General features: G+C 60.7%; 22 protein-coding genes. 12 read left to right on the plus strand and 10 right to left on the minus strand.

What is annotated here, in order from left to right; all coding sequences use genetic code 11:
- Positions 1-38 precede the first annotated feature (38 nt).
- The gene (locus KJY40_RS18855) at positions 39-689 is read right to left on the minus strand and encodes a GNAT family N-acetyltransferase (protein WP_007951503.1); all 651 of its coding nucleotides are present in this window, start codon (positions 687-689) and stop codon (positions 39-41) included.
- Between the two features lie 174 nt (positions 690-863).
- Between KJY40_RS18855 and xthA the strand changes: the two genes are divergently transcribed.
- Both xthA and KJY40_RS18865 read left to right on the plus strand, forming a co-directional pair.
- A complete protein-coding gene (gene xthA / locus KJY40_RS18860) occupies positions 864-1,676 on the plus strand; it encodes an exodeoxyribonuclease III (RefSeq protein WP_096822294.1) in 813 nt (270 codons plus the stop codon).
- A gap of 120 nt (positions 1,677-1,796) precedes the next feature.
- A complete protein-coding gene (locus tag KJY40_RS18865; RefSeq protein ID WP_230731728.1) occupies positions 1,797-3,131 on the plus strand; it encodes a substrate-binding domain-containing protein in 1,335 nt (444 codons plus the stop codon).
- Positions 3,132-3,297: 166 nt separating this feature from the next.
- On the opposite strand, the gene KJY40_RS18870 is transcribed toward KJY40_RS18865, so the two are convergent.
- Positions 3,298-4,527: an acyl-CoA dehydrogenase gene (locus tag KJY40_RS18870; RefSeq protein WP_003223710.1), complete on the minus strand. Its 1,230-nt coding sequence runs from the start codon at positions 4,525-4,527 to the stop codon at positions 3,298-3,300.
- 177 nt (positions 4,528-4,704) lie between these two features.
- Here KJY40_RS18870 and KJY40_RS18875 point away from each other — a divergent pair, with 177 nt between their 5' ends.
- The 3 genes from KJY40_RS18875 (at position 4,705) to KJY40_RS18885 (ending at position 7,147) form a co-directional block, all read left to right on the plus strand.
- Positions 4,705-5,649 carry a LysR family transcriptional regulator gene (locus tag KJY40_RS18875; protein WP_011334997.1) on the plus strand — a complete coding sequence of 315 codons (945 nt, stop codon included), beginning with the start codon at positions 4,705-4,707 and terminating at the stop codon, positions 5,647-5,649.
- Between the two features lie 55 nt (positions 5,650-5,704).
- Entirely contained in the window at positions 5,705-6,106 is a 402-nt protein-coding gene (locus KJY40_RS18880; RefSeq protein WP_085690041.1) for a MerR family transcriptional regulator, read from the plus strand.
- Positions 6,107-6,247: 141 nt separating this feature from the next.
- The gene (locus tag KJY40_RS18885; RefSeq protein ID WP_007951509.1) at positions 6,248-7,147 is read left to right on the plus strand and encodes a hydroxymethylglutaryl-CoA lyase; all 900 of its coding nucleotides are present in this window, start codon (positions 6,248-6,250) and stop codon (positions 7,145-7,147) included.
- A 667-nt stretch (positions 7,148-7,814) separates the two neighbouring features.
- On the opposite strand, the gene KJY40_RS18890 is transcribed toward KJY40_RS18885, so the two are convergent.
- Positions 7,815-9,512 (minus strand): AMP-binding protein, encoded by a 1,698-nt coding sequence (locus KJY40_RS18890; RefSeq protein ID WP_230731730.1) that lies wholly within the window; start codon positions 9,510-9,512, stop codon positions 7,815-7,817.
- A gap of 201 nt (positions 9,513-9,713) precedes the next feature.
- Between KJY40_RS18890 and KJY40_RS18895 the strand changes: the two genes are divergently transcribed.
- From KJY40_RS18895 to KJY40_RS18910, 4 genes are read left to right on the plus strand one after another with little or no spacing between them, the layout of a single operon-like run.
- Entirely contained in the window at positions 9,714-10,877 is a 1,164-nt protein-coding gene (locus tag KJY40_RS18895; protein ID WP_085712435.1) for an isovaleryl-CoA dehydrogenase, read from the plus strand.
- Positions 10,878-10,889: 12 nt separating this feature from the next.
- Positions 10,890-12,497 carry a carboxyl transferase domain-containing protein gene (locus KJY40_RS18900; RefSeq protein ID WP_230731732.1) on the plus strand — a complete coding sequence of 536 codons (1,608 nt, stop codon included), beginning with the start codon at positions 10,890-10,892 and terminating at the stop codon, positions 12,495-12,497.
- Between the two features lie 13 nt (positions 12,498-12,510).
- Positions 12,511-13,326 (plus strand): gamma-carboxygeranoyl-CoA hydratase, encoded by an 816-nt coding sequence (locus tag KJY40_RS18905; RefSeq protein ID WP_085745947.1) that lies wholly within the window; start codon positions 12,511-12,513, stop codon positions 13,324-13,326.
- Positions 13,326-15,275: an acetyl/propionyl/methylcrotonyl-CoA carboxylase subunit alpha gene (locus tag KJY40_RS18910; protein ID WP_230731734.1), complete on the plus strand. Its 1,950-nt coding sequence runs from the start codon at positions 13,326-13,328 to the stop codon at positions 15,273-15,275. The genes KJY40_RS18905 and KJY40_RS18910 overlap by 1 nt, the downstream gene beginning before the upstream one ends.
- A gap of 39 nt (positions 15,276-15,314) precedes the next feature.
- On the opposite strand, the gene KJY40_RS18915 is transcribed toward KJY40_RS18910, so the two are convergent.
- On the minus strand, positions 15,315-15,971 hold the full coding sequence (locus KJY40_RS18915; RefSeq protein WP_230731735.1) for a LexA family protein: 657 nt from the start codon (positions 15,969-15,971) through the stop codon (positions 15,315-15,317).
- Between the two features lie 129 nt (positions 15,972-16,100).
- Here KJY40_RS18915 and KJY40_RS18920 point away from each other — a divergent pair, with 129 nt between their 5' ends.
- Positions 16,101-16,439, plus strand: coding sequence for a DUF6124 family protein (locus KJY40_RS18920; RefSeq protein ID WP_230731737.1), 339 nt, complete (start codon positions 16,101-16,103; stop codon positions 16,437-16,439).
- Between the two features lie 163 nt (positions 16,440-16,602).
- Here the strand turns inward: KJY40_RS18920 and KJY40_RS18925 are convergent, their stop codons facing one another.
- Positions 16,603-16,821: a hypothetical protein gene (locus tag KJY40_RS18925; protein ID WP_139834507.1), complete on the minus strand. Its 219-nt coding sequence runs from the start codon at positions 16,819-16,821 to the stop codon at positions 16,603-16,605.
- A 97-nt stretch (positions 16,822-16,918) separates the two neighbouring features.
- Here KJY40_RS18925 and KJY40_RS18930 point away from each other — a divergent pair, with 97 nt between their 5' ends.
- Entirely contained in the window at positions 16,919-18,070 is a 1,152-nt protein-coding gene (locus tag KJY40_RS18930; RefSeq protein WP_230731739.1) for a M14 family metallopeptidase, read from the plus strand.
- Between the two features lie 147 nt (positions 18,071-18,217).
- A complete protein-coding gene (locus KJY40_RS18935) occupies positions 18,218-19,426 on the plus strand; it encodes an MFS transporter (RefSeq protein ID WP_230731746.1) in 1,209 nt (402 codons plus the stop codon).
- A 7-nt stretch (positions 19,427-19,433) separates the two neighbouring features.
- Here the strand turns inward: KJY40_RS18935 and KJY40_RS18940 are convergent, their stop codons facing one another.
- From KJY40_RS18940 to KJY40_RS18960, 5 genes are all read right to left on the minus strand, one after another.
- Entirely contained in the window at positions 19,434-19,979 is a 546-nt protein-coding gene (locus KJY40_RS18940) for a cytochrome b (RefSeq protein ID WP_230731748.1), read from the minus strand.
- Positions 19,976-21,070, minus strand: a complete 1,095-nt coding sequence (locus KJY40_RS18945; protein WP_230731750.1) for a catalase family peroxidase — start codon at positions 21,068-21,070, stop codon at positions 19,976-19,978. Before KJY40_RS18945 ends, KJY40_RS18940 begins: the two co-directional genes overlap by 4 nt.
- A gap of 120 nt (positions 21,071-21,190) precedes the next feature.
- The gene (locus KJY40_RS18950) at positions 21,191-21,955 is read right to left on the minus strand and encodes an enoyl-CoA hydratase-related protein (protein ID WP_230731751.1); all 765 of its coding nucleotides are present in this window, start codon (positions 21,953-21,955) and stop codon (positions 21,191-21,193) included.
- Positions 21,956-22,003: 48 nt separating this feature from the next.
- Positions 22,004-23,338: a hypothetical protein gene (locus KJY40_RS18955; RefSeq protein WP_230731752.1), complete on the minus strand. Its 1,335-nt coding sequence runs from the start codon at positions 23,336-23,338 to the stop codon at positions 22,004-22,006.
- A complete protein-coding gene (locus KJY40_RS18960; RefSeq protein WP_407681971.1) occupies positions 23,335-24,912 on the minus strand; it encodes an amino acid adenylation domain-containing protein in 1,578 nt (525 codons plus the stop codon). Before KJY40_RS18960 ends, KJY40_RS18955 begins: the two co-directional genes overlap by 4 nt.
- Positions 24,913-24,967 lie beyond the last annotated feature (55 nt).

Raw genomic sequence — 24,967 nt, forward strand, 5'->3', positions numbered from 1 at the left:
GGGTGATAGAACAGGAAGTTCTCCCAAAAGTTCGATGGTCATCCCGTTGCTGTTTGTAACACCTGCGGATTGGCGTGGAAAAACACGTGCTCGCGCACCGGGCCGACGGCCACTTCGCCGATTTCCTCGTAACCCTGACGCTTGTAGAACTCCAGATACCGCGGGTTGCCGGTGTCGAGGATCACGCCTTGGGAGCTTTCGTCCACCGCGCACCAGTTGTGCACCGCTTGCAGCAGCTGTTCGCCGAAATGCTTGCCCTGAAATTGCGGGTGCACACCGAGCAGCGGCAGCATGTGCACCGAGTCGGTCGGCACGCAGGCCTCAACGGCGGCGTGGTATTCCAGATAACGGCGCGTGCAGCGGAAACCGGTGCTCAGCACCATGCGCAAACGCCAGGCCCAACTTTCGGTAACACCCAGGCGCCGTTGCGGTGGCGCGATCAGGGCGATGCCGATCAAGCGGTCGTTGACCAACAGGCCGATGGCCGGCAGATCCTGGAGGAAATGCTGTTTGACCAGCTCCCGCACCGTGGCGCGTACCCGCTGCTCGTAACCCGGACGCTCGGCTTCGAACAGGTAAGCGAAGGTCGGCTCGTGGCGGTAGGCCTGATAAAGAAGGGATCGCGCTTCCCGGGAATAGCCGCGGTCGAGCATATGAATGTCGGCGATGGCGGTTTGGGTTTCAGGCATGACGGTGATTCTCCCTGGACGGGACTCAACAGGCCCCGTTCTTGTTATACGAGCCTTGGGCTGAAGGGATCGTTCCCACACCCGAAAGACATTAGCAGCGCATATGGACTACCGCCACGCTGGCCCAGATCCTACATGTCAGCTAGCATCGCCCTTTTGCCAGGACTGCCGACCATGAAGATCGTTTCCTTCAACATCAACGGACTGCGGGCCCGTCCGCATCAGCTGGCGGCGCTGATCGAAAAGCATCAGCCGGACGTCATCGGCCTGCAGGAAACCAAGGTCCACGACGACCAGTTCCCGCTGGAAGAGGTGCGGGCCCTGGGTTATCACGTGTATTTCCACGGCCAGAAAGGCCATTACGGTGTCGCCCTGCTCTCGCGCCAGGAACCGATTGCCGTGCACAAAGGCTTCGCCACCGATGAAGAAGACGCGCAGCGGCGCTTCATCTGGGGCACTTTCGCCGACGCCAACGGCGTTCCGGTGACGATCATGAACGGCTATTTCCCACAGGGCGAAAGCCGCGACCACCCGACCAAATTCCCCGCCAAACAGCGCTTCTACAGCGATCTGCAAGCGCTGCTGGAAAGCCAGTTCAACAACGAACAGCCGCTGGTGGTGATGGGCGACGTGAACATTTCTCCGGAAGACTGCGACATCGGCATCGGCCCGGACAACATGAAACGCTGGCTGAAAACCGGCAAATGCAGCTTCCTGCCGGAAGAGCGCGAGTGGATGGCCCGCCTGAAAAACTGGGGCCTGACCGACAGTTTCCGTCACCTGAACCCGGACGTGACTGACACGTTCAGCTGGTTCGACTACCGCAGCCGCGGGTTTGAAGACGAGCCGAAGCGAGGTCTGCGCATCGACGTGATCCTGGCGTCCCACGGCTTGCTGCCACGGGTGAAGGCGGCCGGTGTCGACTATGAACTGCGCGGGATGGAAAAGCCTTCGGACCATGCGCCGATCTGGCTGGAATTGAGCTGATACCGCAATCATCTGAAATCGCTGTGGGAGTTCGCTCCCACAGTTTGAGCACTGTCATCTTTCAGCAACCTCACTGACTTAATCTCCCCGGCAATCCCCTTGGCTGCAATCGGTGCCGGCATGACCCTGCGTGTTCTGTTCGTCTTTCTCCTGAGCGCCTGGCTGCAGGTTGGGTTTGCGGCGTTGCCCATTCCCGAGAACGGCCCGGTATTGCGCATCCAGGGTTCCAACACCATTGGCGCGGCGCTCGGCCCGGCGCTGGTTGAAGGCCTGCTTCAAGATCAGGGACTGTTGAAAGTCCACAGCGAAACCCCGGACACCGCCAACGAACAACGAGTCGTCGGCCTGACGGCTCAAGGCCAAAGAGTCGTGGTGGAGATCGCCGCCCACGGTTCGAGCACCGGTTTCACTGCACTCAAGAACGCCAGCGCGGATCTGGCTGCCTCGTCGCGTCCGATCAAGGACAGCGAACTGCTGAACCTGCAAGCCCGGGGCGATCTGAAAAGCCCCGGCGCCGAGCAAGTGATCGCCATCGATGGCCTGGCGATCATTCTTCATCCCGGCAATTCGCTGAATCAACTGAACACCGAACAACTGGCGCGAATCTTCAGCGGCGAGGCGAAGACGTGGGAAGACGTCGGCGGCAAGGGTGGGACGATTCATTTATATGCGCGGGATGATCAGTCCGGCACCTACGACACGTTCAAGGAACTTGTCCTCAGCCGTCGTGGGAAATCCCTGAGCAATGCCGCGAAGCGGTTTGAATCCAGCGAGCAGTTGTCCGACGCCGTGAGTGCCGATCCGCAGGCCATCGGTTTCATCGGCCTGCCGTATGTGCGCCAGGCCAAGGCCGTGGCGATTGTCGACGGGCAATCCCAGGCGATGTTGCCACTCGCCAGCCTGATCGCCACCGAAGACTATCCGCTGTCGCGGCGGCTGTTCTTCTATCTGCCGCCCGACAACAACAATCCCTGGGCCAGGGCCTTGGTGGAATTTGCACAGAGCCGCCGGGGTCAGGCGATTGTCGCGGCCAACGGTTTTATCGCCCAGACCGTGCAGGCCATTGCCGTTACGCCGAATGCACTGATGCCCGAGGGTTATCAATCCCTCAGCCGCCACGCCCAGCGTCTGACGGTGAACTTCCGCTTTGAAGAAGGCAGCGCCAGCCTCGACAACAAGGCCCGCCAGGATCTGGCCCGGGTGTTCGACTATATAAAGCACCACGACAAGATCGACCGCGCGGTAACACTGGTGGGATTCGGCGATGCCAAGGACGACCCGGCACGGGCGGATTTGCTGTCGAAGCTGCGGGCGATGGCGGTCCGCCGGGAGTTGGTGAAAAACGGCGTGGTGTTGCGCGAAGTGCGCGGGTTTGGCGCGCTGATGCCGGTGGCGACCAACAGCGGGGATGAAGGCAGGATCAAGAATCGGCGGGTTGAGGTTTGGGTTTATTGAATCTGATATTGATGCGTTGCAGGCACTGACGCCTTCGTCGGATCGCCGCCCGGACCAAGCCCGCTCCCACAGGGATCTTCGGTGAACGCATTGTCGTGAACACTAGAAAAACCTGTGGGAGCGGGCTTGGTCCGGGCGGCGATCCGACGATGGAGGCGCCGCGGTCTTAATGACCGCTACGCAGCATTTCCTTCGGCACATACTTGCCGATCTCGAACTTGCCGATCGCCGCGCGGTGCACTTCGTCCGGGCCGTCGGCCAGGCGCAGGGTGCGCTGCATAGCGTACATGTAAGCCAGCGGGAAATCATTCGACACCCCTGCCCCGCCATGAATCTGGATCGCCCGGTCGATCACCCGCAACGCGACGTTCGGTGCCACGACCTTGATCTGCGCAATCTCGCTCTTGGCGACTTTGTTACCCACGGTGTCCATCATGTACGCCGCTTTCAGGGTCAGCAGGCGCGCCATGTCGATTTCCATCCGCGAGTCGGCGATCTTGTCGACGTTACCGCCCAAACGCGCCAGCGGTTTGCCGAACGCAGTTCGGCTCACCGAACGCTTGCACATCAGTTCCAGTGCGCGCTCGGCCATGCCGATCGAACGCATGCAGTGGTGAATCCGGCCAGGGCCGAGACGACCTTGAGCGATTTCGAAGCCGCGTCCTTCACCGAGCAGGACGTTTTCGTACGGCACCCGCACGTTGTCGAACAGCACTTCGGCGTGACCGTGAGGTGCGTCGTCGTAACCGAACACCGGCAACGGACGGACGATCTTCACACCGGGGGTGTCGACCGGCACCAGGATCATCGAGTGCTGGGCGTGGCGCGGGGCGTCGGGGTTGCTCAGGCCCATGAAGATCAGGATCTTGCAGCGCGGATCGCAGGCGCCGGAGGTCCACCATTTCTTGCCGTTGATCACCCACTCGTCGCCATCGCGCACGGCACGGGCGGCCATATTGGTGGCATCGGAGGACGCGACGTCCGGCTCGGTCATGGCGAACGCAGAGCGGATCTCGCCACGCAGCAGCGGTTCGAGCCAGCGCTGTTTCTGTTCTTCGTTGGCGTATCGCACCAGCACTTCCATGTTGCCGGTGTCCGGCGCCGAGCAGTTGAACGGCTCGGGACCGAGCAGCGAACGGCCCATGATTTCCGCCAATGGCGCGTATTCGAGGTTGGTCAGGCCGGCGCCCAGTTCCGACTCAGGCAGAAACAAATTCCACAGCCCTTCAGCCTTTGCCTTGGCTTTGAGTTCTTCCATGATCGCCGTCGGCTGCCAGCGATCGCCTTCGGCAACCTGCCGTTCGAACACGGCTTCGGCCGGGTAAACGTAAGTGTCCATGAACGCGGTCACGCGCTCACGCAGTTCTTGCACCTTGGGCGAATAAGCGAAATCCATGAGCAATTACCTTTTTTTCGGCAGGTTGTTTAAGTCATGCAATCGATGCTAGAACAGCGTTGATAATTTACCTAGCCTATTCTCGGCGTGTATAAACATTCATCACCGATATATGATTGGTTGATTTTCCGGGCAGCCCTGACCTGTACCCTCCACCTATAACAAGAGAGCCGCGTAATGAATCTGAGCAAGGTCGACCTCAACCTTTTCATCGTCTTCGACGCGATCTACACCGAAGCCAACCTGACCCGCGCCGGGCAGATCGTCGGCATTACCCAGCCTGCGGTGTCCAACGCATTGGCGCGGTTGCGCGAAACCTTCAACGACCCGCTCTTCGTACGCACGGCCCAGGGCATGGTGCCGACACCCATGGCGCAGAACATCATCGGCCCGGTGCGCAACGCACTGTCGCTGCTGCGGGTATCGGTTCAGGAAAGTCGCATTTTCAACCCCTCGCAAGCGGTCAAGACCTACCGCATCAGCATGACCGACCTGACCGAAGCGGTGATTCTGCCGCCACTGTTCCAGCGCCTGCGTCGCCTGGCGCCGACGGTGATTATCGAAAGCTTCCTGTCCAAACGTCGGGAAACCACCAAGGAACTGGCCGCCGGGCGTCTCGACTTCGCGGTCGACGCGCCGCTCAACACCGACCCGCAGGTGCGCCACGTCAAGCTGATGGAAGACCGTTACGTCTGTGCGATGCGCAAGGGCCATCCGCTGGCGACCAAGGAAAAATTCACCCTCGACGATTACCTGTCGCTGACCCACATTCATATTTCCAGCCGTCGCAGTGGCCTGGGCCATGTCGATCTGGCGCTGGGCAAGATGGGCATCCAGCGCAAGATCGCCCTGCGCTCGCAGCACTATCTGATGGCGTCCCAGGTGTTGCAGCAGACCGACATGGTGATGACCGTGCCGGAGCGTTTCGCCCGTCGCCATGACCTGCATGCATTCAATCTGCCGGTCAACGATGTGCCACCGGTGGAAACCCATTTGTACTGGCACGAAAGCACCGATCAGGACCCGGCCAACCGCTGGATGCGCGAGCAGATGATCGAGTTGTGCCAGCAAGTGACAGCGCACGAGAAGAAGCTCGACAAGCTGCAGGCGCCCGCCACTTGACGTAAACGTCAACCTGCCATTAGCTTAGCGCCAAGACCTTATTTCGAGCGCTTTCATGAGCAGCCAGACCTACAGCATTTCCGACCTCGCCCGCGAGCTGGACATCACCACCCGGGCGATCCGCTTCTATGAAGAACAAGGCCTGCTCAGCCCCGAGCGCCGAGGCCAGGAACGCATCTATTCGCCGCGCGACAAGGTCAGCCTGAAGCTGATCCTGCGGGGCAAGCGCATCGGTTTCTCCCTGGCCGAGTGCCGCGAACTGATCGAGCTCTACGACCCCTCCAGCGGTAACACCAAACAACTCAACAGCATGCTGGCGAAAATCAGCGAGCGCCGGGAACAGCTTGAGCAGCAACTGCTGGACATCGAACAGATGAAGCTGGAACTCGACACCGCCGAAGAACGCTGTGTGCAGGCGCTGGAGCAGACGCTCAAGAGTCAGCAATCAGTTCAGTAATCCAAATAAATCCCAATGTGGGAGCGGGCTTGCTCGCGAAAGCGGTGTTTCAGAAACAGATTTGTCGACTGACACTCCGCGTTCGCGAGCAAGCCCGCTCCCACAAGGTCTCCGCAGGAATTCAAAGAGCAGGTCAATGCCATGTCCCTCCCCTCCCAAGTACGCCTGATCGAAGTCGGCCCCCGTGACGGCCTGCAGAACGAAGCCCAGCCCATCAGCGTCGCCGACAAGGTGCAACTGGTCGACGCGCTGAGCGCCGCCGGCCTCGGCTATATAGAAGTCGGCAGTTTCGTTTCGCCCAAGTGGGTGCCGCAGATGGCCGGTTCCGCCGACGTGTTCGCGCAGATCCAGCGCAAGCCCGGCGTGACCTACGGCGCGCTGGCGCCGAACCTGCGTGGTTTTGAGGATGCGCTGGCCGCCGGGGTCAAGGAAGTCGCGGTGTTTGCCGCTGCGTCCGAAGCGTTCTCGCAACGCAACATCAATTGCTCGATCAGTGAAAGCCTCGCGCGGTTCGCGCCGATCATGGAGTCGGCGAAACAGCACGGCGTTACCGTGCGCGGTTATGTGTCCTGTGTACTCGGCTGCCCTTATGAAGGCGAGGTCGCGCCGGAACAAGTCGCTATGGTCGCCCGCGAGCTGTATGCGATGGGCTGCTACGAAGTTTCGCTGGGTGACACCATCGGCACCGGCACCGCTGGTGCCACCCGCCGGCTGTTCGAAGTGGTCTCGAAGCAGGTGCCCCGAGAAAAACTCGCCGGCCACTTCCACGACACCTACGGTCAGGCCATGGCCAACATCTACGCCAGCCTGCTGGAAGGCATCGCGGTGTTCGACAGCTCGATCGCCGGGCTGGGCGGCTGCCCGTACGCCAAAGGCGCCAGCGGTAACGTCGCCACCGAAGACGTGGTGTACCTGCTCAACGGCCTGGGCATCGAGACCGGCATCGACCTAGACGCCTTGATTGCCGCCGGCCAACAGATCAGTGCGGTGCTGGGTCGCCCGACCGGTTCGCGCGTGGCCAAGGCTCGCAGCGCACAGTGAGGGGATGGTGTTACCGCCGAGCGCGAAACGTGGGCACAAGCGAGTAACACGGAAACAAATTGTCTGGTTTTGCCTGAAGGAAAAATCCTTCAAAAATCTCAAGACATTGATTTACAAGGGTTTTTAAAAGTTGGCACGGCTTCTGCTATCTCTATGGCATAACAAGAATAAAAAGCAGCAAACCAATAAAAATAAGACGTACCGACTCTGACATAACAAAAACAACACGGCAGAGACGCAGCTAACAGATTTTTTTGGAGAAGGTGTGCTTTTCAGGGTATTCCTCGGAATGACCCGCAACCGGGCAGAGAACAATAAAACTACCTTCAGGTAGCTCCCGAATCGGTTGGATCGCTAGACGAGAAAGCAGATCAGCGCTCAAAAAAATACGTTTGCTCTTGACCCCGGATGGGGGTCGCCAAAAACAGCGGTAAAGGGCCACGGTTGCCAAAAACAACAACAGACCGCCCCTCAATAATAAAAAAGAGCACGCGACGACAAAATTAAAGGGGAGCTTCGGCTCCCCTTTGTGCTTTCTACGATTCCTGTTATCACCGCCGCCCCCTTGTGGGAGCGGGCTTGCTCGCGAATGCGTCAGGTCAGTCAACATGCTGGGTGAATGGCACACTGCATCCGCGAGCAAGCCCGCTCCCACATTCGATCTTTGTCAGGCCTGCTTTTCTCGCAACTCCTCGATACTGATCTCACGCATCCGGAATTTCTGGATCTTGCCCGTCACCGTCATCGGAAACTCCTCGACGAACTTGAAGTATCGCGGCGTCTTGAAGTGGGCGATGCGCTCCTTGCACCACGCTTGCAGCTCTTGTTCGGTGGCGCTGTGGCCGGGATGGAATTTGATCCACGCGACGATTTCCTCGCCGTAACGCGAGCAGGGAATGCCGATCACCTGCACGTCCGCCACCGCCGGGTGAGTGAAGAAGAACTCTTCCAGTTCACGCGGGTAAATATTTTCGCCGCCGCGGATGATCATGTCCTTGTTACGGCCGGCGATGCAGACGTAACCCTCGTCGTTCATGCTCGCCAGGTCGCCGGTGTGCATCCAGCCTGCCGCGTCGATGGCTTCGGCGGTGGCATTCGGGTTGTTCCAGTAGCCGAGCATCACGCTGTAACCACGGGTGCACAGTTCGCCGATGATGCCGCGTGGCACCGGATTTCCGGCCTCGTCGATGATCTTGCTTTCGAGTTGTGGCTGGGTGCGGCCGACGGTGGTGACGCGCAGTTCCAGTTCGTCCGATGGCCCGGTCTGTAGCGATACCGGGCTGGTTTCGGTCATGCCGTAGGCGATCTGCACTTCACTCATGTGCATTTCGCTGATGACCCGGCGCATCACTTCGATCGGGCAAGTGGCGCCGGCCATGATTCCGGTGCGCAGGGTCGACAGGTCGAACTCGGCACGCTGCGGCTGATCGAGCATGGCGATGAACATGGTCGGCACGCCGTACAGCGCGGTGGCCTTTTCTTCGGCAACGGTGCTCAGGGTCAGCAGCGGATCGAAGGCATCGTTGGGATAAATCATGGTGCTGCCGTGGGTGATGCAGCCGAGGTTGCCCATGACCATGCCGAAGCAGTGGTACAGCGGCACCGGGATCACCAGCCGATCAGCCGCAGTCAGGCCGAGGCTTTCGCCGACCATGTAGCCGTTGTTGAGGATGTTGTAGTGACTGAGGGTCGCGCCCTTGGGGAAACCGGTGGTGCCGGAGGTGTACTGGATGTTGACCGGTTGATCGAAGTGCAGGCTGTCGCTGCGTTCACGCAATTGTTCTGGAGAGACACTGGCGGCCAGATCTGCCAGTTGCGACCACGGGAGAAAACCCGAAGGCGGCTGCGGATCGAGACTGATCAGACCGCGCATCTCCGGCAGGCGCTCGCTGCGCAGTTCGCCGATGGATTGCTCGGCCAGTTCCGGCAGCAAGCCTTGCAACATGCCGTGATAGTTGGAGCTCTTGAACGACCCAGCGCAGACCAGCCATTGGCAACCGGATTGCTTGAGCACGTATTCGAGTTCGGAGCTGCGGTAGGCCGGGTTGATGTTGACCAGGATCACGCCGAGCTTCGCGGTGGCGAATTGAGTGATGCACCACTGCGCGCAATTCGGTGCCCAGATGCCAAGCCGGTCACCGGCCTGCAAACCCAACGCCAGCAGAGCTCTGGCATGCACGTCCACCGCGTCGGCCAGTTGCCGCCAGGTGTAACGCAGCTGCTGATGACGCACCACCAGCGCCTCGCCTTCCGGGTACTGCGCGACGGTCTCGTCGAACCTCTGCCCGATGGTCATCGCCAGCAAGGCTTTGTCCTGGGAACCACGGGTATAGCTGCGCTGCGGGTTTGCACTGGGTTGATCCATGACGACCCCTATTGTCTTTATTAGTGGGTGTTGGACCGGAGCTACAGCAGCTCCGACCATTCAGAACTGGCTCTACTCTCGCTCAAGTTGACGTTAACGTAAAGGGTGATTGACAGCCATTCGTCACAGGCTTACGTTAACGTAAAGGTGAGAACTGAAACGCCCTTCTCCCTACCCTACAAAAAAGCCAAAAGGTGACCCATGAGCTACCCATCCCTGAACTTTGCCCTCGGCGAAACCATCGACATGCTGCGCGATCAGGTTCAGTCCTTTGTCGCCAAGGAGATCGCCCCGCGTGCCGCGCAGATCGACAGCGACAACCTGTTCCCTGCCGATCTGTGGCGCAAGTTCGGTGACATGGGCCTGCTCGGCATCACCGTGCCGGAAGAGTACGGCGGCGCTGGCCTGGGTTACCTGGCGCACGTGGTGGCGATGGAAGAAATCAGCCGTGGCTCGGCTTCCGTAGCGTTGTCCTACGGCGCCCACTCCAATCTCTGCGTGAACCAGATCAACCGCAACGGTAATCACGAACAGAAATCCAAATATCTGCCGAAGCTGATCAGCGGCGAACACGTCGGTGCTCTGGCGATGAGCGAACCGAACGCCGGTTCCGACGTGGTCTCAATGAAGCTGCGCGCCGATAAACGCGGCGACCGTTTCGTGCTCAACGGCAGCAAGACCTGGATCACCAACGGCCCCGACGCCAACACCTACGTGATCTACGCCAAGACCGACCTGGAAAAAGGCCCGCACGGCATCACCGCATTCATCGTCGAGCGCGACTGGAAAGGCTTCAGCCGCAGCAACAAGTTCGACAAGCTCGGCATGCGCGGTTCCAACACCTGCGAGCTGTTCTTCGATGACGTCGAAGTGCCGGAAGAAAACATCCTCGGCGTGCTCAACGGCGGCGTGAAAGTGCTGATGAGCGGCCTCGATTACGAGCGCGTCGTGCTGTCCGGTGGCCCGACCGGGATCATGCAATCGTGCATGGACCTGATCGTGCCGTACATCCACGACCGCAAACAGTTCGGCCAGAGCATCGGCGAATTCCAGCTGATCCAGGGCAAAGTCGCCGACATGTACACCCAGCTCAACGCCAGCCGCGCCTACCTCTACGCCGTGGCCCAGGCCTGCGAGCGCAACGAAACCACGCGCAAGGACGCCGCCGGCGTGATCCTCTACACCGCCGAACGCGCCACACAAATGGCTCTGGACGCGATCCAGATTCTCGGCGGCAACGGCTACATCAACGAATTCCCGGCCGGTCGTCTGCTGCGTGACGCCAAGCTGTACGAAATCGGCGCCGGCACCAGTGAGATCCGTCGCATGCTGATCGGTCGCGAACTGTTCAACGAAACCCGCTAAACGGAGCTGTCCATGGCTATCCTGCATACCCAGCTCAACCCCCGTTCAGCGGAGTTCGCCGCCAATAGCGCGGCGATGCTCACACAGGTCGACGCCCTGCACACCCTGCTCGCCCAAGTGGCTCAGGGCGGCGGCGCGAAAGCTCAGGAACGTCACACCTCGCGCGGCAAACTGCTGCCCCGTGAGCGGATCAACCGCTTGCTCGATCCGGGCTCGCCGTTTCTGGAAATCAGCCAGTTGGCCGCCCACGCCGTGTATGGCGAAGACGTGCCCGCCGCTGGCGTGATTGCCGGGATCGGCCGCGTGGAAGGCGTCGAGTGCATGATCGTCGCCAACGACGCGACGGTGAAAGGTGGCTCGTACTACCCGCTGACCGTGAAGAAACACCTGCGCGCCCAGACCATCGCCCAGCAGAATCGCCTGCCGTGCATCTATCTGGTGGACTCGGGCGGCGCCAACCTGCCGCGTCAGGACGAAGTGTTCCCGGATCGCGAGCACTTCGGGCGGATCTTCTTCAATCAGGCCAACATGAGCGCCATGGGCATTCCGCAGATTGCGGTGGTCATGGGCTCCTGCACCGCCGGCGGCGCCTACGTGCCGGCGATGGCTGACGAAGCGATCATGGTGCGCAATCAGGCAACGATTTTCCTAGCCGGCCCGCCCTTGGTGAAAGCCGCGACCGGTGAAGTGGTCAGCGCCGAAGACCTCGGCGGGGCCGATGTGCATTGCAAGACCTCCGGAGTCGCCGACCACTACGCCGAAAGCGATGAGCATGCCCTCGCCCTCGCCCGCCGCAGCGTCGCCAACCTCAACTGGCGCAAGCTCGGCGAAGTGCAGCAGCGCGCGCCGATTGCGCCGCTGTACGCCAGCGACGAGTTGTACGGCGTGGTGTCGGCAGATGCCAAGCAGCCGTTCGATGTGCGCGAAGTGATTGCGCGGCTGGTCGACGGTTCAGTGTTCGATGAATTCAAAGCCTTGTTTGGCACCACGCTGGTGTGCGGTTTCGCCCATCTGCACGGTTACCCGATCGCGATCCTCGCCAACAACGGCATCCTGTTCGCCGAAGCCGCGCAAAAAGGCGCGCACTTCATCGAACTGGCCTGCCAGCGCGGCATCCCGCTGCTGTTCCTGCAGAACATTACCGGCTTCATGGTCGGTCAGAAATACGAGGCCGGCGGCATCGCCAAACACGGCGCCAAACTGGTGACCGCCGTGGCGTGCGCCAAGGTGCCGAAATTCACCGTGATCATCGGCGGCAGCTTCGGCGCCGGTAACTACGGCATGTGCGGGCGGGCCTACGATCCGCGTTTCCTGTGGATGTGGCCGAACGCGCGGATCGGCGTGATGGGCGCCGAACAGGCGGCTGGCGTGCTGGTTCAGGTCAAGCGCGAACAGGCCGAACGCAGCGGCCAGGCGTTCAGCGCCGAGCAGGAAAGCGAGATCAAGCAACCGATTCTCGACCAGTACGAAGAGCAGGGACACCCCTACTACTCCAGCGCACGGCTGTGGGACGACGGCGTCATCGACCCGGCGCAGACCCGCGATGTGCTGGCCCTGGCCTTGTCCGCGTCGTTGAACGCGCCTATCGAACCGAGCCGCTTCGGCGTGTTCCGGATGTGATCGGGAGAACCTCATGAGCGACTTCAACACCCTCGAGTTGCACAGCGATCCACGGGGTTTCGCGACCCTGTGGCTCAGCCGCGAAGAAAAGAACAACGCGTTCAACGCCGAGATGATCCGCGAACTGATCCTGGCGCTGGACAAGGTCGCCAGCGACGCCAGCCTGCGTTTCCTGCTGGTGCGCGGACGCGGCAAACACTTCAGCGCCGGCGCGGATCTGGCCTGGATGCAGCAATCGGCCGAACTCGATTACCACACCAACCTCGACGATGCCCGGGAACTGGCGGAGCTGATGTACAACCTCGCCAAACTGAAAATCCCGACCGTGGCCGTGGTGCAAGGCGCGGCGTTCGGCGGCGCGCTGGGCCTGATCAGTTGCTGCGACATGGCGATTGGCGCCGATGACGCGCAGTTCTGCCTGTCGGAAGTGCGCATTGGCCTGGCGCCGGCGGTGATCAGCCCGTTCGTGGTGCAAGCCATCGGCGAGCGCGCGGCACGGCGTTATGCGCTGACGGCCGAGCGTTTCGGCGGGCAGCGGGCGCGGGAAATCGGTTTGTTGTCGGAAAGCTATCCGGCGACCGAGCTTGAACAGAAAGTCGAACAATGGATCGACAACCTGCTGCTCAACAGCCCCGCCGCCATGCGCGCCAGCAAGGATCTGCTGCGTGAAGTCGGCAACGGCGCGCTGACGCCGGCCCTGCGCCGTTACACCGAAAACGCCATCGCCCGCATCCGCGTCAGCCCGGAAGGCCAGGAAGGTCTGCGGGCCTTTTTGCAGAAGCGTCCACCGAGCTGGCAAGCCGCAACCACCACCAAGGAGCCGCGTTGATGAGCGCACCTGTTCTCACCACCCTGCTGGTGGCCAACCGTGGCGAAATCGCTTGCCGGGTCATGCGCACCGCCAAGGCCCTGGGCCTGACCACCGTCGCCGTGCACAGCGCCACCGACCGCGAGGCGCGGCACAGCCGTGAAGCCGACATCCGCGTCGATCTGGGCGGCAGCAAAGCGGCCGACAGCTACCTGCAAATCGACAAGCTGATCGCAGCGGCCAAGGCCAGCGGTGCTCAGGCGATTCATCCGGGGTATGGCTTTCTGTCGGAGAACGCTGGTTTTGCTCGCGCCATTGAAGCGGCGGGCCTGATCTTCCTCGGCCCGCCGGCCTCGGCCATCGATGCGATGGGCAGCAAATCTGCCGCCAAAGCCTTGATGGAAACTGCCGGCGTGCCGCTGGTTCCGGGATATCACGGCGAAGCTCAGGATCTGGACACCTTCCGCGATGCTTGCGAGCGCATCGGTTATCCGGTGCTGCTCAAGGCCACTGCCGGCGGTGGTGGCAAGGGCATGAAAGTGGTCGAGGACGTCAGCCAACTGGCTGAAGCGTTGGCCTCCGCCCAGCGTGAAGCGCAGTCATCGTTCGGCGATTCGCGGATGCTGGTGGAGAAATACCTGCTCAAGCCGCGTCACGTAGAAATCCAGGTGTTCGCCGACCAGCACGGCAATTGCCTGTACCTGAACGAGCGCGACTGCTCGATTCAGCGTCGGCACCAGAAGGTCGTCGAAGAAGCGCCGGCACCGGGTTTGAGCCCGGAGCTGCGCCGGGCCATGGGTGAAGCGGCTGTGCGTTCGGCGCAGGCCATCGGTTACGTCGGTGCAGGCACGGTGGAGTTTTTGCTGGATGCGCGCGGTGAGTTCTTCTTTATGGAGATGAACACGCGGTTGCAGGTTGAACACCCGGTCACCGAAGCCATCACCGGGCTCGATCTGGTGGCCTGGCAGATTCGCGTCGCCCGTGGCGAAGCGCTGCCGATCACTCAGGATCAAGTGCCGCTGAACGGGCATGCGATTGAAGTGCGGTTGTATGCGGAAGACCCGTCGAATGATTTCCTGCCGGCGACCGGACGTCTTGATCTGTATCGCGAATCCGCCGCAGGGCCGGGGCGCCGTGTGGACAGTGGCGTTGAGGAAGGCGATGAGATTTCGCCGTTCTATGACCCGATGCTCGGCAAGCTGATTGCCTGGGGCGAGGATCGTGAGCAGGCGCGGTTGCGGTTGCTGAGCATGCTCGATGAGTTTGCGATTGGCGGGTTGAAGACCAACATCAACTTCCTGCGGCGGATCATCGGTCATCCGGCGTTCGCGGCGGCGGAGCTGGATACCGGGTTCATTCCGCGCTATCAGGAGCAACTGCTGCCAGCGCCTGCTGCGCTGAGCGATGAGTTCTGGGAGGCGGCAGCGCAGGCTTTTGCGCAGAGTCTGCCGGGGATGGCTCGAGCGGATGATCCGGCTTCGCCTTGGGCGCTTCACAGCGGTTTGCGCGCCGGGTTGCCTCGTGAAATCACTCTGCATTTGAGTTGCGAGGGACAGGATCGGGCGCTGACGCTCGGTGCTGGCGGCAATGCAAAACTGGTCGGCGAACAACTGGTGATCGAGCACGATGGGCTGCGCCGACAGCTGCGAGCAATTCGTCGTGGAGAGGTTCTGTTTCTGCAATGGGACGGCGAGCTGCGACGCGTTGAAACGTACGACCCGATCAGCGCTGTCGAAGCCAGTCACAGCCATCAGGGCGGTCTGACGGCACCGATGAACGGCAGCATCGTGCGGGTGTTGGTGGAGGCCGGGCAAGCGGTTGAAGCCGGTGCGCAACTGGTGGTGCTGGAAGCGATGAAGATGGAGCACAGCATCCGCGCGCCCCATGCCGGCGTGATCAAGGCGCTGTATTGCCAGGAAGGCGAAATGGTCAGTGAAGGCAGCGCGCTGGTCGAGTTGGAAGAAGCTTGAAAGGTGGATCGATCCTACGCCTGGCGAGGATCGATCTGACTAGTATTTGGCCGTTGCCTGAACCACGACACCGACAATTCGGCACTCGTCGGTCAACAAGGCTTTCGGCCAGGTCGGATTGAGCGGCACCAGGTAACGCTGGCCGCCCTCTTCGATCAGTTTGCGGAAAATCGCCTCGTCGCTGTCCGGCCACTGGGCGATCACCAGTTTTCCGGGCTCGGCTTCCAGCGCCGGGTCCACCAGAATCATCATCCCTTCGCCGATGCTCTGCCCGGTGGGCGCGGTCATCGCATTCCCCGTCACCGTGAGCCAGAACGCCGGGCCACGGGCGTGGTAGTCCGTCAGTTCGAAACGTCGCTTGTCCTTGGCACTCGAATACGCTGGCTGGCTCTCACGGGCCTCGACCGGCGCATTCCACTCGCTGACCGGATAGCGAAAGTAAGGGTTGTATTTTTGTGCCAGGGGCATTTCGTCGTCCGCATCGGTCTGCGGTTCACGAATGACCACCGCGACCTCGAGATACTCCATGCCCAGCGCCTTCAGCACGCGGTTCATCTGCGTGATGCCGGGCTCGCGGCGCTTGTTCAGCCAATGGCCGATACCGCCCTGGGACATGCCCACGCGTTCGCCGAGTTCGACTTGAGTGACTTTGAGTTCACTCATTTTGGCCTTGACCAATTCAATCCATTTATCCATGTGCGGCACCATACGTGGACGCCTGCGGCCGGCAAAACACATATTGTAGTATTTAAATTCTGGTCACAAATACCGATAGTACTATTCTTGAGTCACGGATTTGAATCGACCAAGGAGTGACCTTTCACAATGAACATCACCAGCAAAGACTTGCCCGACCTGGAAATGGACACCACCTTCACGTCCCCGCAAGGGTGCGCCGCTGCGCAACGGGCGTTGGACTATTACTTGAAACCAGCTGTGTCAGAACCGGAAGTGGATGAGCGCTTTTTCGGCGTGAACAGCAATCTGAGTGGCGAAGAATCCCTGGTCCACGCCTCCGATCTGCTGCGATGTGCAGCGGCTACGGCGTTCAAGGCGGCGGACGGCTTGCAGGGCGTTAGTCGGGATCTGGCGTTTTCGGTCGTGCATATGGTGGACATGGCGCGGGCGATGGTTGATCACTCGCTCGATGGCGCGGTTCGCTGAAGACGGGAGTTCGGACGGACGGGAAAGAATTTTCCAATCGCGCAGATAAAAACATTTGACTTGCAAATGATAATGATTATTATTGCAAGCAGCTGGTCGCGAGATCAGTCGATGGACCAGAGACCTTAGGTCGGTCTTCTGGACTATCTCCTCATCAGGCTAATCACGGTTTTTGACCCGGCTTTTTGCCGGGTCTTTTTTTTGCCAGTTTTCTGGCTTGTGGCTTCAGGCTAATGAAGTCTTTGGATGCCGCAAATTCGATGGCGCGGATAATATCAAAAGAATATTGCTTGGCAAGCAGACCCCGGCCACATTGGGGCAAAGTAATGCCAATTAGCACTTGAGAATCAATCGCACAGCCACTAAGCTGCATCCGCGTCATGGAGGACGCCCCCCGCCACAACCCGCAATTTCCCTCGGTTTCACCCCTGTCTTGCGTGTAAAGTAGCCGCCATAAAAATCATATTCAGGAACCGATTATGACCGTGGCCAAATCTTCGTTCGACATCAGCGCCAACTTCGACAGCGGCAACATCCAAGTCATCGACATCAGCAATCCGCTCAACCCGGTTCTGGCAATTCGGCCAGATACCCGCAGCGCTCATTTCCAGTGGTTCCACTTCAAGGCCAGCGGCCTGCACGTCCATCAGGAACACTGGTTCCGCCTGGTCAACGCCAGCCAGTCTTCCTACAACAAAGCCTGGACCGGCTATCAAGCGGTCGCTTCCTACGACCACGTCAACTGGTTCCGTATTCCGACCCAATTCGAAGGCGACAGCCTGCGCTTCTGCCTCGAAGCCGAGCAAACCCACGCCTGGTTCGCCTATTTCGAACCTTACAGCCGTGGCCGTCATGACTGGCTGATCGAGCAAGCGCTGACCAAGGCCGGCACCGAATTGCTGGCCACCGGTAAAAGCGTCGAAGGCCGCGACATCCAGCTGCTGCGCAAAGGCACTGGCGCCGAAGGTCGACGCAAGATCTGGATCATCGCCCAGCAACATCCCGGCGAGCACATGGCCGAGTGGTTCATGGAAGGCGTGATCGAACGCCTGGAACATCATGGCGATCCGGTGCTGAACAAACTGCTGGAAAGTGCCGATCTGTACCTGGTGCCGAACATGAACCCCGACGGCGCCTTCCACGGTCACTTGCGCACCAACGCCATGGGCCAGGACCTGAACCGCGCCTGGCAGAACGCCAGTCAGGAAATCAGCCCGGAAGTGCTTTTCGTACAGCAGCAGATGGAAAAGTACGGCGTCGATCTGTTCCTCGACGTACACGGTGACGAAGAAATCCCCCACGTGTTCACTGCCGGTTGCGAAGGCAACCCGGGCTACACCCCGCGGATCGAGAAACTCGAAGAGCACTTCCGCAGCCACCTGAAGCACACCACCAAAGACTTCCAGACCAAGTACGGTTACACCCGCGACGAACCGGGCCAGGCCAACATGACTCTGGCCTGCAACAGCGTCGGCCAGAAGTTCGACTGCCTGTCGCTGACCCTGGAGATGCCGTTCAAGGATCACGATGATGCACCGAACCCGCTCACCGGCTGGTCGGGCAAGCGTTCCATGCAACTGGGCAAGGACGTGCTGACCACCATCGCGGACATGGTCGACACCCTGCGCTGATCGCCCCCTGATTTTCGCTTCACGAAAGATCGCAGCCTGTCTGCGATCTTTTTTTTGCACTGACTTTTACCCAATCAGGTTGCAAATCAAAACTGGATTACTTACCGTCAATCAAGTTTCAACTTGAAACCTGAAAGGATCCGGGACATGAACACTGCAACACTCGATAAAGGTGTCGTGCTGCTTTTCGCCATCGCTTGTGGCCTCGCGGTGGGCAACGTGTATTACGCCCAGCCGCTGCTGGATGCGATGGCCGAGGCCTTCGGCCTGTCGCCGGGCAGCATCGGCATCGTCATGACGCTGACCCAGGTCGGCTACGGCCTCGGGCTTTTATTGCTGGTGCCCCTCGGCGACCTGCTCAACCGCCGGCGGCTGATCGTCACGCAAACGCTGTTGTCCGCCGCAGCCTTGCTGATGATTGCTCTGGCCTCGAACAGTGCCTGGCTGCTGATCGGGGTCACCCTGACCGGTCTGCTGGCCGTGGTCACCCAGGTGCTGGTCGCCTACGCCGCAACCCTCGCCGTCCCGGCACAACGCGGAAAGGTGGTCGGCGTGATCACCAGCGGCATCGTGGTCGGCATTCTGCTCGCACGCACGGTGGCGGGCGGCATGGCTGATCTGGCCGGCTGGCGCTCGATCTATCTGCTGTCGGCGGGATTGACGCTGGTGATGGCCGCGCTGCTGTTTCGGGTGTTGCCCAAAGATGAGGAAGAACGGCCGACTACCCGTTACGTGGCATTGATCGCCTCAGTGTTCAGTCTGTTTCGTGAGGAACCGGTGCTGCGCCAACGAGCGATCCTCGCCCTGCTCACCTTCGCCAGCGCCATGGTGCTGTGGACGCCGATGGTGTTGCCGCTGGCCGCCCCGCCGCTGTCGCTTTCCCACAGTGAAATCGGATTGTTCGGACTCGCCGGCGCGGCAGGCGCACTGGCCGCTGCCAGAGCCGGACATCTGGCGGATCGAGGATGGGGGCAATGGGTCAGCGGCCTGTCGCTGCTGCTGATGCTGGGCTCGTGGCTGCCGATCGCACTCACCCAGTCTTCGTTGTGGGCACTGCTGCTTGGTGTCATCACCCTGGATCTGGGCTTGCAGGCCGTGCACGTCACCAGCCAGAGCATGATCTATAGCGTCCGCCCACAGGCGCAGAGCCGACTGACCGCCGGCTACATGCTGTTTTACTCGATTGGCAGCGCCTTGGGCTCAATCGCCTCGACGGCCATGTACGCCTGGGCAGGATGGCCGGGCGTCTGCTGGCTGGGTGCCGCAATCAACATGGTCGCGTTGCTGTACTGGTGGCGAACGGCGGCCACACCGAAACGTGGCGAGGCTGCTTGCGCCCTCGCCACGTCGGACTGACACACGATCAACCGCGATTGCGTCCCCGCAGCATGCTGTCGAGCACCTCGTCGCGGCGCACCCAGCCATGGAACAGCGCCGCCGCCAGGTGCAGCAGCACGGTCAGGAACAACAGATACGCCAGATACCCATGAGCCTTGCGCAGCAACGCAAACACCTGCGCATCCGCCGGCACGATCGACGGCAATTGCAGCGACGTGCCGAGCATCACCGGATCCCCCGCCGCGCTGATCATCGCCCAACCCAGTAGCGGCAACATCAGCATCAGCGCATACAACAACAGATGAGAGGCCTTGGCCGCCATCACCTGCCAGCCCGGCAGATCCGCCGGCAGCGGCGGCTGACGAGTGCACAGTCGCACCAGAATGCGCACGATCACCAAAGCGAGTATCGCGATGCCCAATGGTTTGTGCAGATTGATCAGCCATTCATGCCGCGCCGACACCGAGGTCACCATGCCGGCGCCGATAAACAACATCGCGATGATCATCAACGCCATCAACCAGTGCAGCAACCGCGCCAGCGGATTGAAATGAGTCCGTTGCGTGCTCATGGGCGAGCCTCCTTTTTGCCGGTTGGCAGTTGGCTGACTTCGCTGGTGCGACGCAGGTAGGAATCGGCGTAACCGGCCGAGCGCGCGGCCAGCAAAGGATCGTCGGAACCCTGAATGCCGGCCGGCAGCACCAGCGGATCGTAATTGATATCACGGCATTCGCCGCTGAGCTGCGGCTGAGTCTTTTCCAGCACCAGGGTGCCGGCGTTCAACATCTTGCGACCGGCGGGCCAGGTCTTGCTCGCATCGTTCACCGGATCGTCGGCGTTGGCCAAGGTGATGTTCAACTGAAAGCGCAGCGGCCCTTCGGCCAGGCGTTGCACCAGGTCCTTTTCAAGGAAGTCGCTACCTTCGGGCGCAGTCGCGCCGGCAGCGTCCTGGGCCAGAGGCGTCATGCTCCAGCGTACCGCCTGCTTCTTGCCGCTGGCATCCACCAGGTAGAACGCATTGACGCTGTTGTAGGTTTCCGTCGCGTAACTGGCCGAAGGTTTTGCGGTTTTTATCCAGGTCAGAAACGGCACGGCTTCCGGGTGTGAGGCAAAAAATGCCGGCACCTTGGTCGGATCCGGTTTACCGGTGGCAGGATCCGGCGACTGCGCCTGCTGCAACTGATAGAACGCCTCGGGCGTGCCGACCGGGAACACCGGCATGCTGTTCATCCCGGTGCGCCACTGCTGGCCGTTGGCCTGAGTGAAACGCAGCGCCAGACTGCGGATCGGTACGGCGCTGTCCGGCGCATACGGACTGCCGGCCGGCAACGCAAAGCGCCCGACCACCGGGGTGCGCGGCTCATTGAACACTTGCGCGACAGAATACGAGCGAGCCTCGCCGCTGCTCTCGAAATGTCCGATCACGCAAACACCTTTGGCGTGATTGCGGCGAAAGCCGGGATGCACGCCGTTGTTCTTTTCCAGCACATCGACCAACGCTTTCGGCGTCAGGCGTTGTGGGTCAAATGAACCATGAACGTAGGCAAACGCCCCGGCCAGGGCTGCGACCACCACGGCGATACCGCCAAGACGCAACACCAGGCTCGCGGCACTCAGTGGCGGGCGTTGAGGCCCGCCGGGCGGTGAGCTGCGATCAACCATGAAAGACTCCAGGGCCATCGGCCATAGGGAAAGGTGCTATGAGACGCACGTCTCGTAGGATTATTCCCTCTGAACTGTAGTTTCTTTCATGCAGTGGCGTCGGAGTCCGATCGAGACTCGTTAAATCTGATCGAAACGCGGCTCGCGTTTTTCCAGAAACGCCTGCATGCCCTCCTTCTGTCCAAGTGTCGCGAACAGTCCGTGAAACGAGCGTCGTTCAAACAGAATGCCTTCGCGCAATCCCGACTCGGACGCCCGGTCCACCGCTTCCCGCGCAGCCCGTGTCGCCGTGCGGGGAAATCCGCCGATGCGCTGTGCAATGTCCATGGCCTGCTTCAACAAGTGATCGGCGTCTGTCACCCGCGACACCAACCCTGCCTGCTCGGCCTCACGGGCGGACATTGTGCGACCGGTCAGTATCATGTCCATGGCTTTGGCGCGGCCAATCAACCGGGTAAGGCGTTGTGTACCGCCCATGCCCGGCATCACCCCCAGAGTGATTTCCGGCAATGCGAACTTCGCGAACTCAGATGCCACGATCACGTCGCACATCATTGCCAATTCGCATCCCCCTCCGAATGCGAAGCCCGCCACCGCCGCGACTTTTGGCGTGCGCAGAGCGGCAAACGCATCCCATCCGGCGAAATGGTCTTCCTCGATCATTTCCAGGCAGGACTTTTCGTACATCTCCTTGATGTCGGCTCCCGCAGCAAAATAATCCCGGGTACCGGTGATGAGGAAACATCCGACACCCGGATCACTGTCCAGCGGTTGCAGGGTCTCCAGCATTTCGCGCATCAGTGATGTATCGAGCGCATTTCGTGCGTGCGGGCGGTTGAGGCGGATCTGTACTACGGGGCCGTGTCGTTCAATCAATAGGTTCATCGCAATCTCTTTGAATAGTGGAGTGAGTGGAAAAACGCCGACGCGCCGTCAGGAATCCCAGATCGCGCCGTAGGCCGGAATACCCCGGGATTCCATTTCCTCGACCACTCGCTCGGTCAGCTTCTGATTGGAAATACAGATCACCGCCTCCGCACCGTGGGTTCGAACGGCGGCATACGCCAGCGCTACCAGATCCGGTTTGCCCAACCGGTCGGTGTCCCAAATATGGGCGTCGGGTTGTGCCTGCAGGATTTCCTCCACCAGCGCATCACCATAGGTCGCGCGCGGGCTGCGGGTGGACCAGATCAGGTGAATCGGCACCTGCCCCGCCAGCAGATGCGGCAGCACCGGACCAATGCCACTGCCGGTGGCGACATACACCACCGACTTGAACAGGGTTTCGATATGGGCGACGCCTGCCGTGGTGATGCCCTTGACCCAGACATGGCTCGGCGGCTGTTCGATCAGTTCACCGGTCCAGTCACCGGCCCGGGAAATGATCAGGCGAAAACCGTCTTCGTCCGGTGCAGGAATATTGGCAAACGAGTGCCATTCCCACAGCGGATGGCGACTGATTGCGGTGGAAGATCCGGCGAACGGCGTGTGGTGATTGAACCGGGCAATCACCGCATGCGATGACGGTTTGACCAGCGTCACAGGCACCTTGCGCAGGCGCAACCAGGGCAAGGCAATGCTGAGCGTCAGGAGCGGCAGCATCCAGAATGAAACGGACGTCAACAGTACTTGCGCCAAGTCCGCGCCAGGATGACGATCCCGGGCAAACACCAGCGTCATGGCCCAGAACAGCAGCAGCGCAACCCAACCGGCGAACCGATGTGTGCGTTCGAAAGCGTTGTGAAACCGTGAGCGAATCCCCGGCAACGCCATGATCGCCATCAGCAGCAACACCCCCAGAAGCGCGGCACTGATAGCCAGCAACGTCAGCAAAACTCCACCTGTCCCCTCGGTCCTTTGCCAGATCATCGAACCGAGCAGCGCAACGAACCAAGCAATCGCGGCCATCGCCCCGCCACTGTGCAAACCGCCGAAGTGATAGACCTTGGCCAGCGAGCGACGAATCGCCAGCGGCCAGCTCGTGGGAGCACGCGTCGCCAGCCAGAACAGCAGATTGATCAGGTATTGCTGGCGAATCAGGATTGCCATCGACAGATTCGCCAATACCAGCTGCGACAATACCTCCAAGGCAACTCCCGAAGCTGACCACCACTGTCCGACAGTGATCCCGTACACCAGAGCCCCGAGGTTCGCCAGCAATACCAGCGCAACCAGGCGGTTGTAATGTGAAAACAGCGGCAGCGTTCCCAAGCGTTGCCAAAGCGGCGGTCGAGGCGGCAGGGTAAAAACGCTGTCGACTTCACTCATTGCCCCGCCTCCTGCGTGGCGGCAACGAGTTGTGTCTGATAAGCCTGTGCCCGTTCAAGCAACAAGCGTTTGTCGACCTTGCCCCTTGAAGTCAGCGGGATGTCGTCCACCGGCAGAATCATCGAAGGCACGCAGTAATAGGCCAGTCGTTCCTCGCAACGGCGTCGCGCCACATCGATGTCCGTGGATGCAGGGAAGACGAAAGCCACCAGATGACGGTTATCGAACTTCAAGGTCACCGCGCGCTCGCAGCCCGGCGCAGACTCCAGCACAGTCGACACCGAGTCCAGTTCAACGCGAAAGCCCCGGACTTTCACCTGATCGTCCACCCGGCCCAGGTGTTCCAGTTCGCCGTCAGCGGTCCAGCGACCCAGATCACGGGTTCGAAACATCATGCGACCCTGTCCCAAAAACGGATCGAGGCGGTATCGCTCGGCAGTCAGAGCAGGATTGCCCAGATACCCGGCCGTCACACAATCGCCACCGGCCCACATTTCGCCCTGCTCACCCGGCGCGCACAGTTGGCCCGTTTCATCCAGCACATACACGGTGTTGTTGGGCGTTGGCTTGCCGATCGTCAACGGGCCCGTGCCTCGGTAATGCTGCATGGTATTGACGATGGTGGTTTCTGTGGGGCCACAAGCATTGTAGAAATCGCAAAAGGACGCCCAGCGATCAGCCAGGGGCTGCGGGCACGGTTCGCCGGCCAGGGCCACCACCTTCACCTGACTGCAACGCTCCGGATCCAGCGTGGCGAGAATCGATGGGGTCGCGATCAGCACGTCACACTGCTCGGCGGTTTCGGCAATGTCCTTGCCCCGGATCAGCAGCGTCGCGCCATGGGCCAGGCACCCGAGGATTTCCCAGGCGGCCATGTCAAAGGCGATATTGAGAATCTGCCCGACGTTCATGCCCGGCCCCATGCCGAGATTGCCGGGGCTGGTCAGCAGAATGTTGCAGACATTGCGCTGGGTCACCCTGACACCGTTGGGCTGACCGGTCGTCCCGGACGTAAACAATACAAAACACAAGGCATCCGGTAACGAAATATCCTCCCCCACATTGACGTCATCGGCGGCCGAGCCCGGCGAGTCGATGAACGTATCCAGATGAATGCAATGTTGTCCGTCCGTCAGCGGAATCCCGTGGGCCAGCGTTGAAAGCGTCAACACCACCTGCGTCGAAGCAACCGACATGATGTGGCTCAGCTGCGTGGCCGGGGTGATGCCGACATGTTGGGGAATATAGGCCGCTCCCACCTTCAAGGTCGCGAGCATGCCCACCAGCATCGGGATCGAACGTTCGACAAACAGCGCCACGTGATCGCCCGGCGCTACGCCATGGCTTAACAACAATCTGGCCAACCGGTTGGCCTGACGGTTCAACTCGCCGTACGTGACGCTCTGCCCCTGAAAACGTGCGGCCACATGCTGCGGATGAGTCGCCGCCCGCACTTCGATCGCACGATGGATCAACAAAAACTCGGGCTCGGCCACCGGACCGCAGCCGAATGTCCGCCAGGAGTCAGGTACCGCGCTCGGTGTGGCTGGGGTATTCATTACGATTGCATGCATCTCAAACATCCCTTTTGCTCAAATCATCGTTTCAGCCGCTTCGGCCACCGATTGC

This window comes from Pseudomonas fitomaticsae, assembly GCF_021018765.1.
Classification (GTDB): domain Bacteria; phylum Pseudomonadota; class Gammaproteobacteria; order Pseudomonadales; family Pseudomonadaceae; genus Aquipseudomonas; species Aquipseudomonas fitomaticsae.

What these genes read in the sequence shown, in the direction of transcription:
- KJY40_RS18885 (WP_007951509.1), top strand. Translation starts at nt 6,248, where the DNA reads ATGTCCCTCCCCTCCCAAGTACGCCTGATCGAAGTCGGCCCCCGTGAC.
- KJY40_RS18875 (WP_011334997.1), top strand. Translation starts at nt 4,705, where the DNA reads ATGAATCTGAGCAAGGTCGACCTCAACCTTTTCATCGTCTTCGACGCG.
- KJY40_RS18890 (WP_230731730.1), bottom strand. Translation starts at nt 9,512, where the DNA reads ATGGATCAACCCAGTGCAAACCCGCAGCGCAGCTATACCCGTGGTTCC.
- KJY40_RS18925 (WP_139834507.1), bottom strand. Translation starts at nt 16,821, where the DNA reads ATGACGCGGATGCAGCTTAGTGGCTGTGCGATTGATTCTCAAGTGCTA.
- KJY40_RS18950 (WP_230731751.1), bottom strand. Translation starts at nt 21,955, where the DNA reads ATGAACCTATTGATTGAACGACACGGCCCCGTAGTACAGATCCGCCTC.
- KJY40_RS18935 (WP_230731746.1), top strand. Translation starts at nt 18,218, where the DNA reads ATGAACACTGCAACACTCGATAAAGGTGTCGTGCTGCTTTTCGCCATC.
- KJY40_RS18900 (WP_230731732.1), top strand. Translation starts at nt 10,890, where the DNA reads ATGGCTATCCTGCATACCCAGCTCAACCCCCGTTCAGCGGAGTTCGCC.
- KJY40_RS18865 (WP_230731728.1), top strand. Translation starts at nt 1,797, where the DNA reads ATGACCCTGCGTGTTCTGTTCGTCTTTCTCCTGAGCGCCTGGCTGCAG.
- KJY40_RS18930 (WP_230731739.1), top strand. Translation starts at nt 16,919, where the DNA reads ATGACCGTGGCCAAATCTTCGTTCGACATCAGCGCCAACTTCGACAGC.
- KJY40_RS18955 (WP_230731752.1), bottom strand. Translation starts at nt 23,338, where the DNA reads ATGAGTGAAGTCGACAGCGTTTTTACCCTGCCGCCTCGACCGCCGCTT.
- KJY40_RS18940 (WP_230731748.1), bottom strand. Translation starts at nt 19,979, where the DNA reads ATGAGCACGCAACGGACTCATTTCAATCCGCTGGCGCGGTTGCTGCAC.
- KJY40_RS18880 (WP_085690041.1), top strand. Translation starts at nt 5,705, where the DNA reads ATGAGCAGCCAGACCTACAGCATTTCCGACCTCGCCCGCGAGCTGGAC.
- KJY40_RS18920 (WP_230731737.1), top strand. Translation starts at nt 16,101, where the DNA reads ATGAACATCACCAGCAAAGACTTGCCCGACCTGGAAATGGACACCACC.
- KJY40_RS18915 (WP_230731735.1), bottom strand. Translation starts at nt 15,971, where the DNA reads ATGGATAAATGGATTGAATTGGTCAAGGCCAAAATGAGTGAACTCAAA.
- KJY40_RS18855 (WP_007951503.1), bottom strand. Translation starts at nt 689, where the DNA reads ATGCCTGAAACCCAAACCGCCATCGCCGACATTCATATGCTCGACCGC.
- KJY40_RS18870 (WP_003223710.1), bottom strand. Translation starts at nt 4,527, where the DNA reads ATGGATTTCGCTTATTCGCCCAAGGTGCAAGAACTGCGTGAGCGCGTG.
- KJY40_RS18895 (WP_085712435.1), top strand. Translation starts at nt 9,714, where the DNA reads ATGAGCTACCCATCCCTGAACTTTGCCCTCGGCGAAACCATCGACATG.
- KJY40_RS18910 (WP_230731734.1), top strand. Translation starts at nt 13,326, where the DNA reads ATGAGCGCACCTGTTCTCACCACCCTGCTGGTGGCCAACCGTGGCGAA.
- xthA (WP_096822294.1), top strand. Translation starts at nt 864, where the DNA reads ATGAAGATCGTTTCCTTCAACATCAACGGACTGCGGGCCCGTCCGCAT.
- KJY40_RS18905 (WP_085745947.1), top strand. Translation starts at nt 12,511, where the DNA reads ATGAGCGACTTCAACACCCTCGAGTTGCACAGCGATCCACGGGGTTTC.
- KJY40_RS18960 (WP_407681971.1), bottom strand. Translation starts at nt 24,912, where the DNA reads ATGCATGCAATCGTAATGAATACCCCAGCCACACCGAGCGCGGTACCT.
- KJY40_RS18945 (WP_230731750.1), bottom strand. Translation starts at nt 21,070, where the DNA reads ATGGTTGATCGCAGCTCACCGCCCGGCGGGCCTCAACGCCCGCCACTG.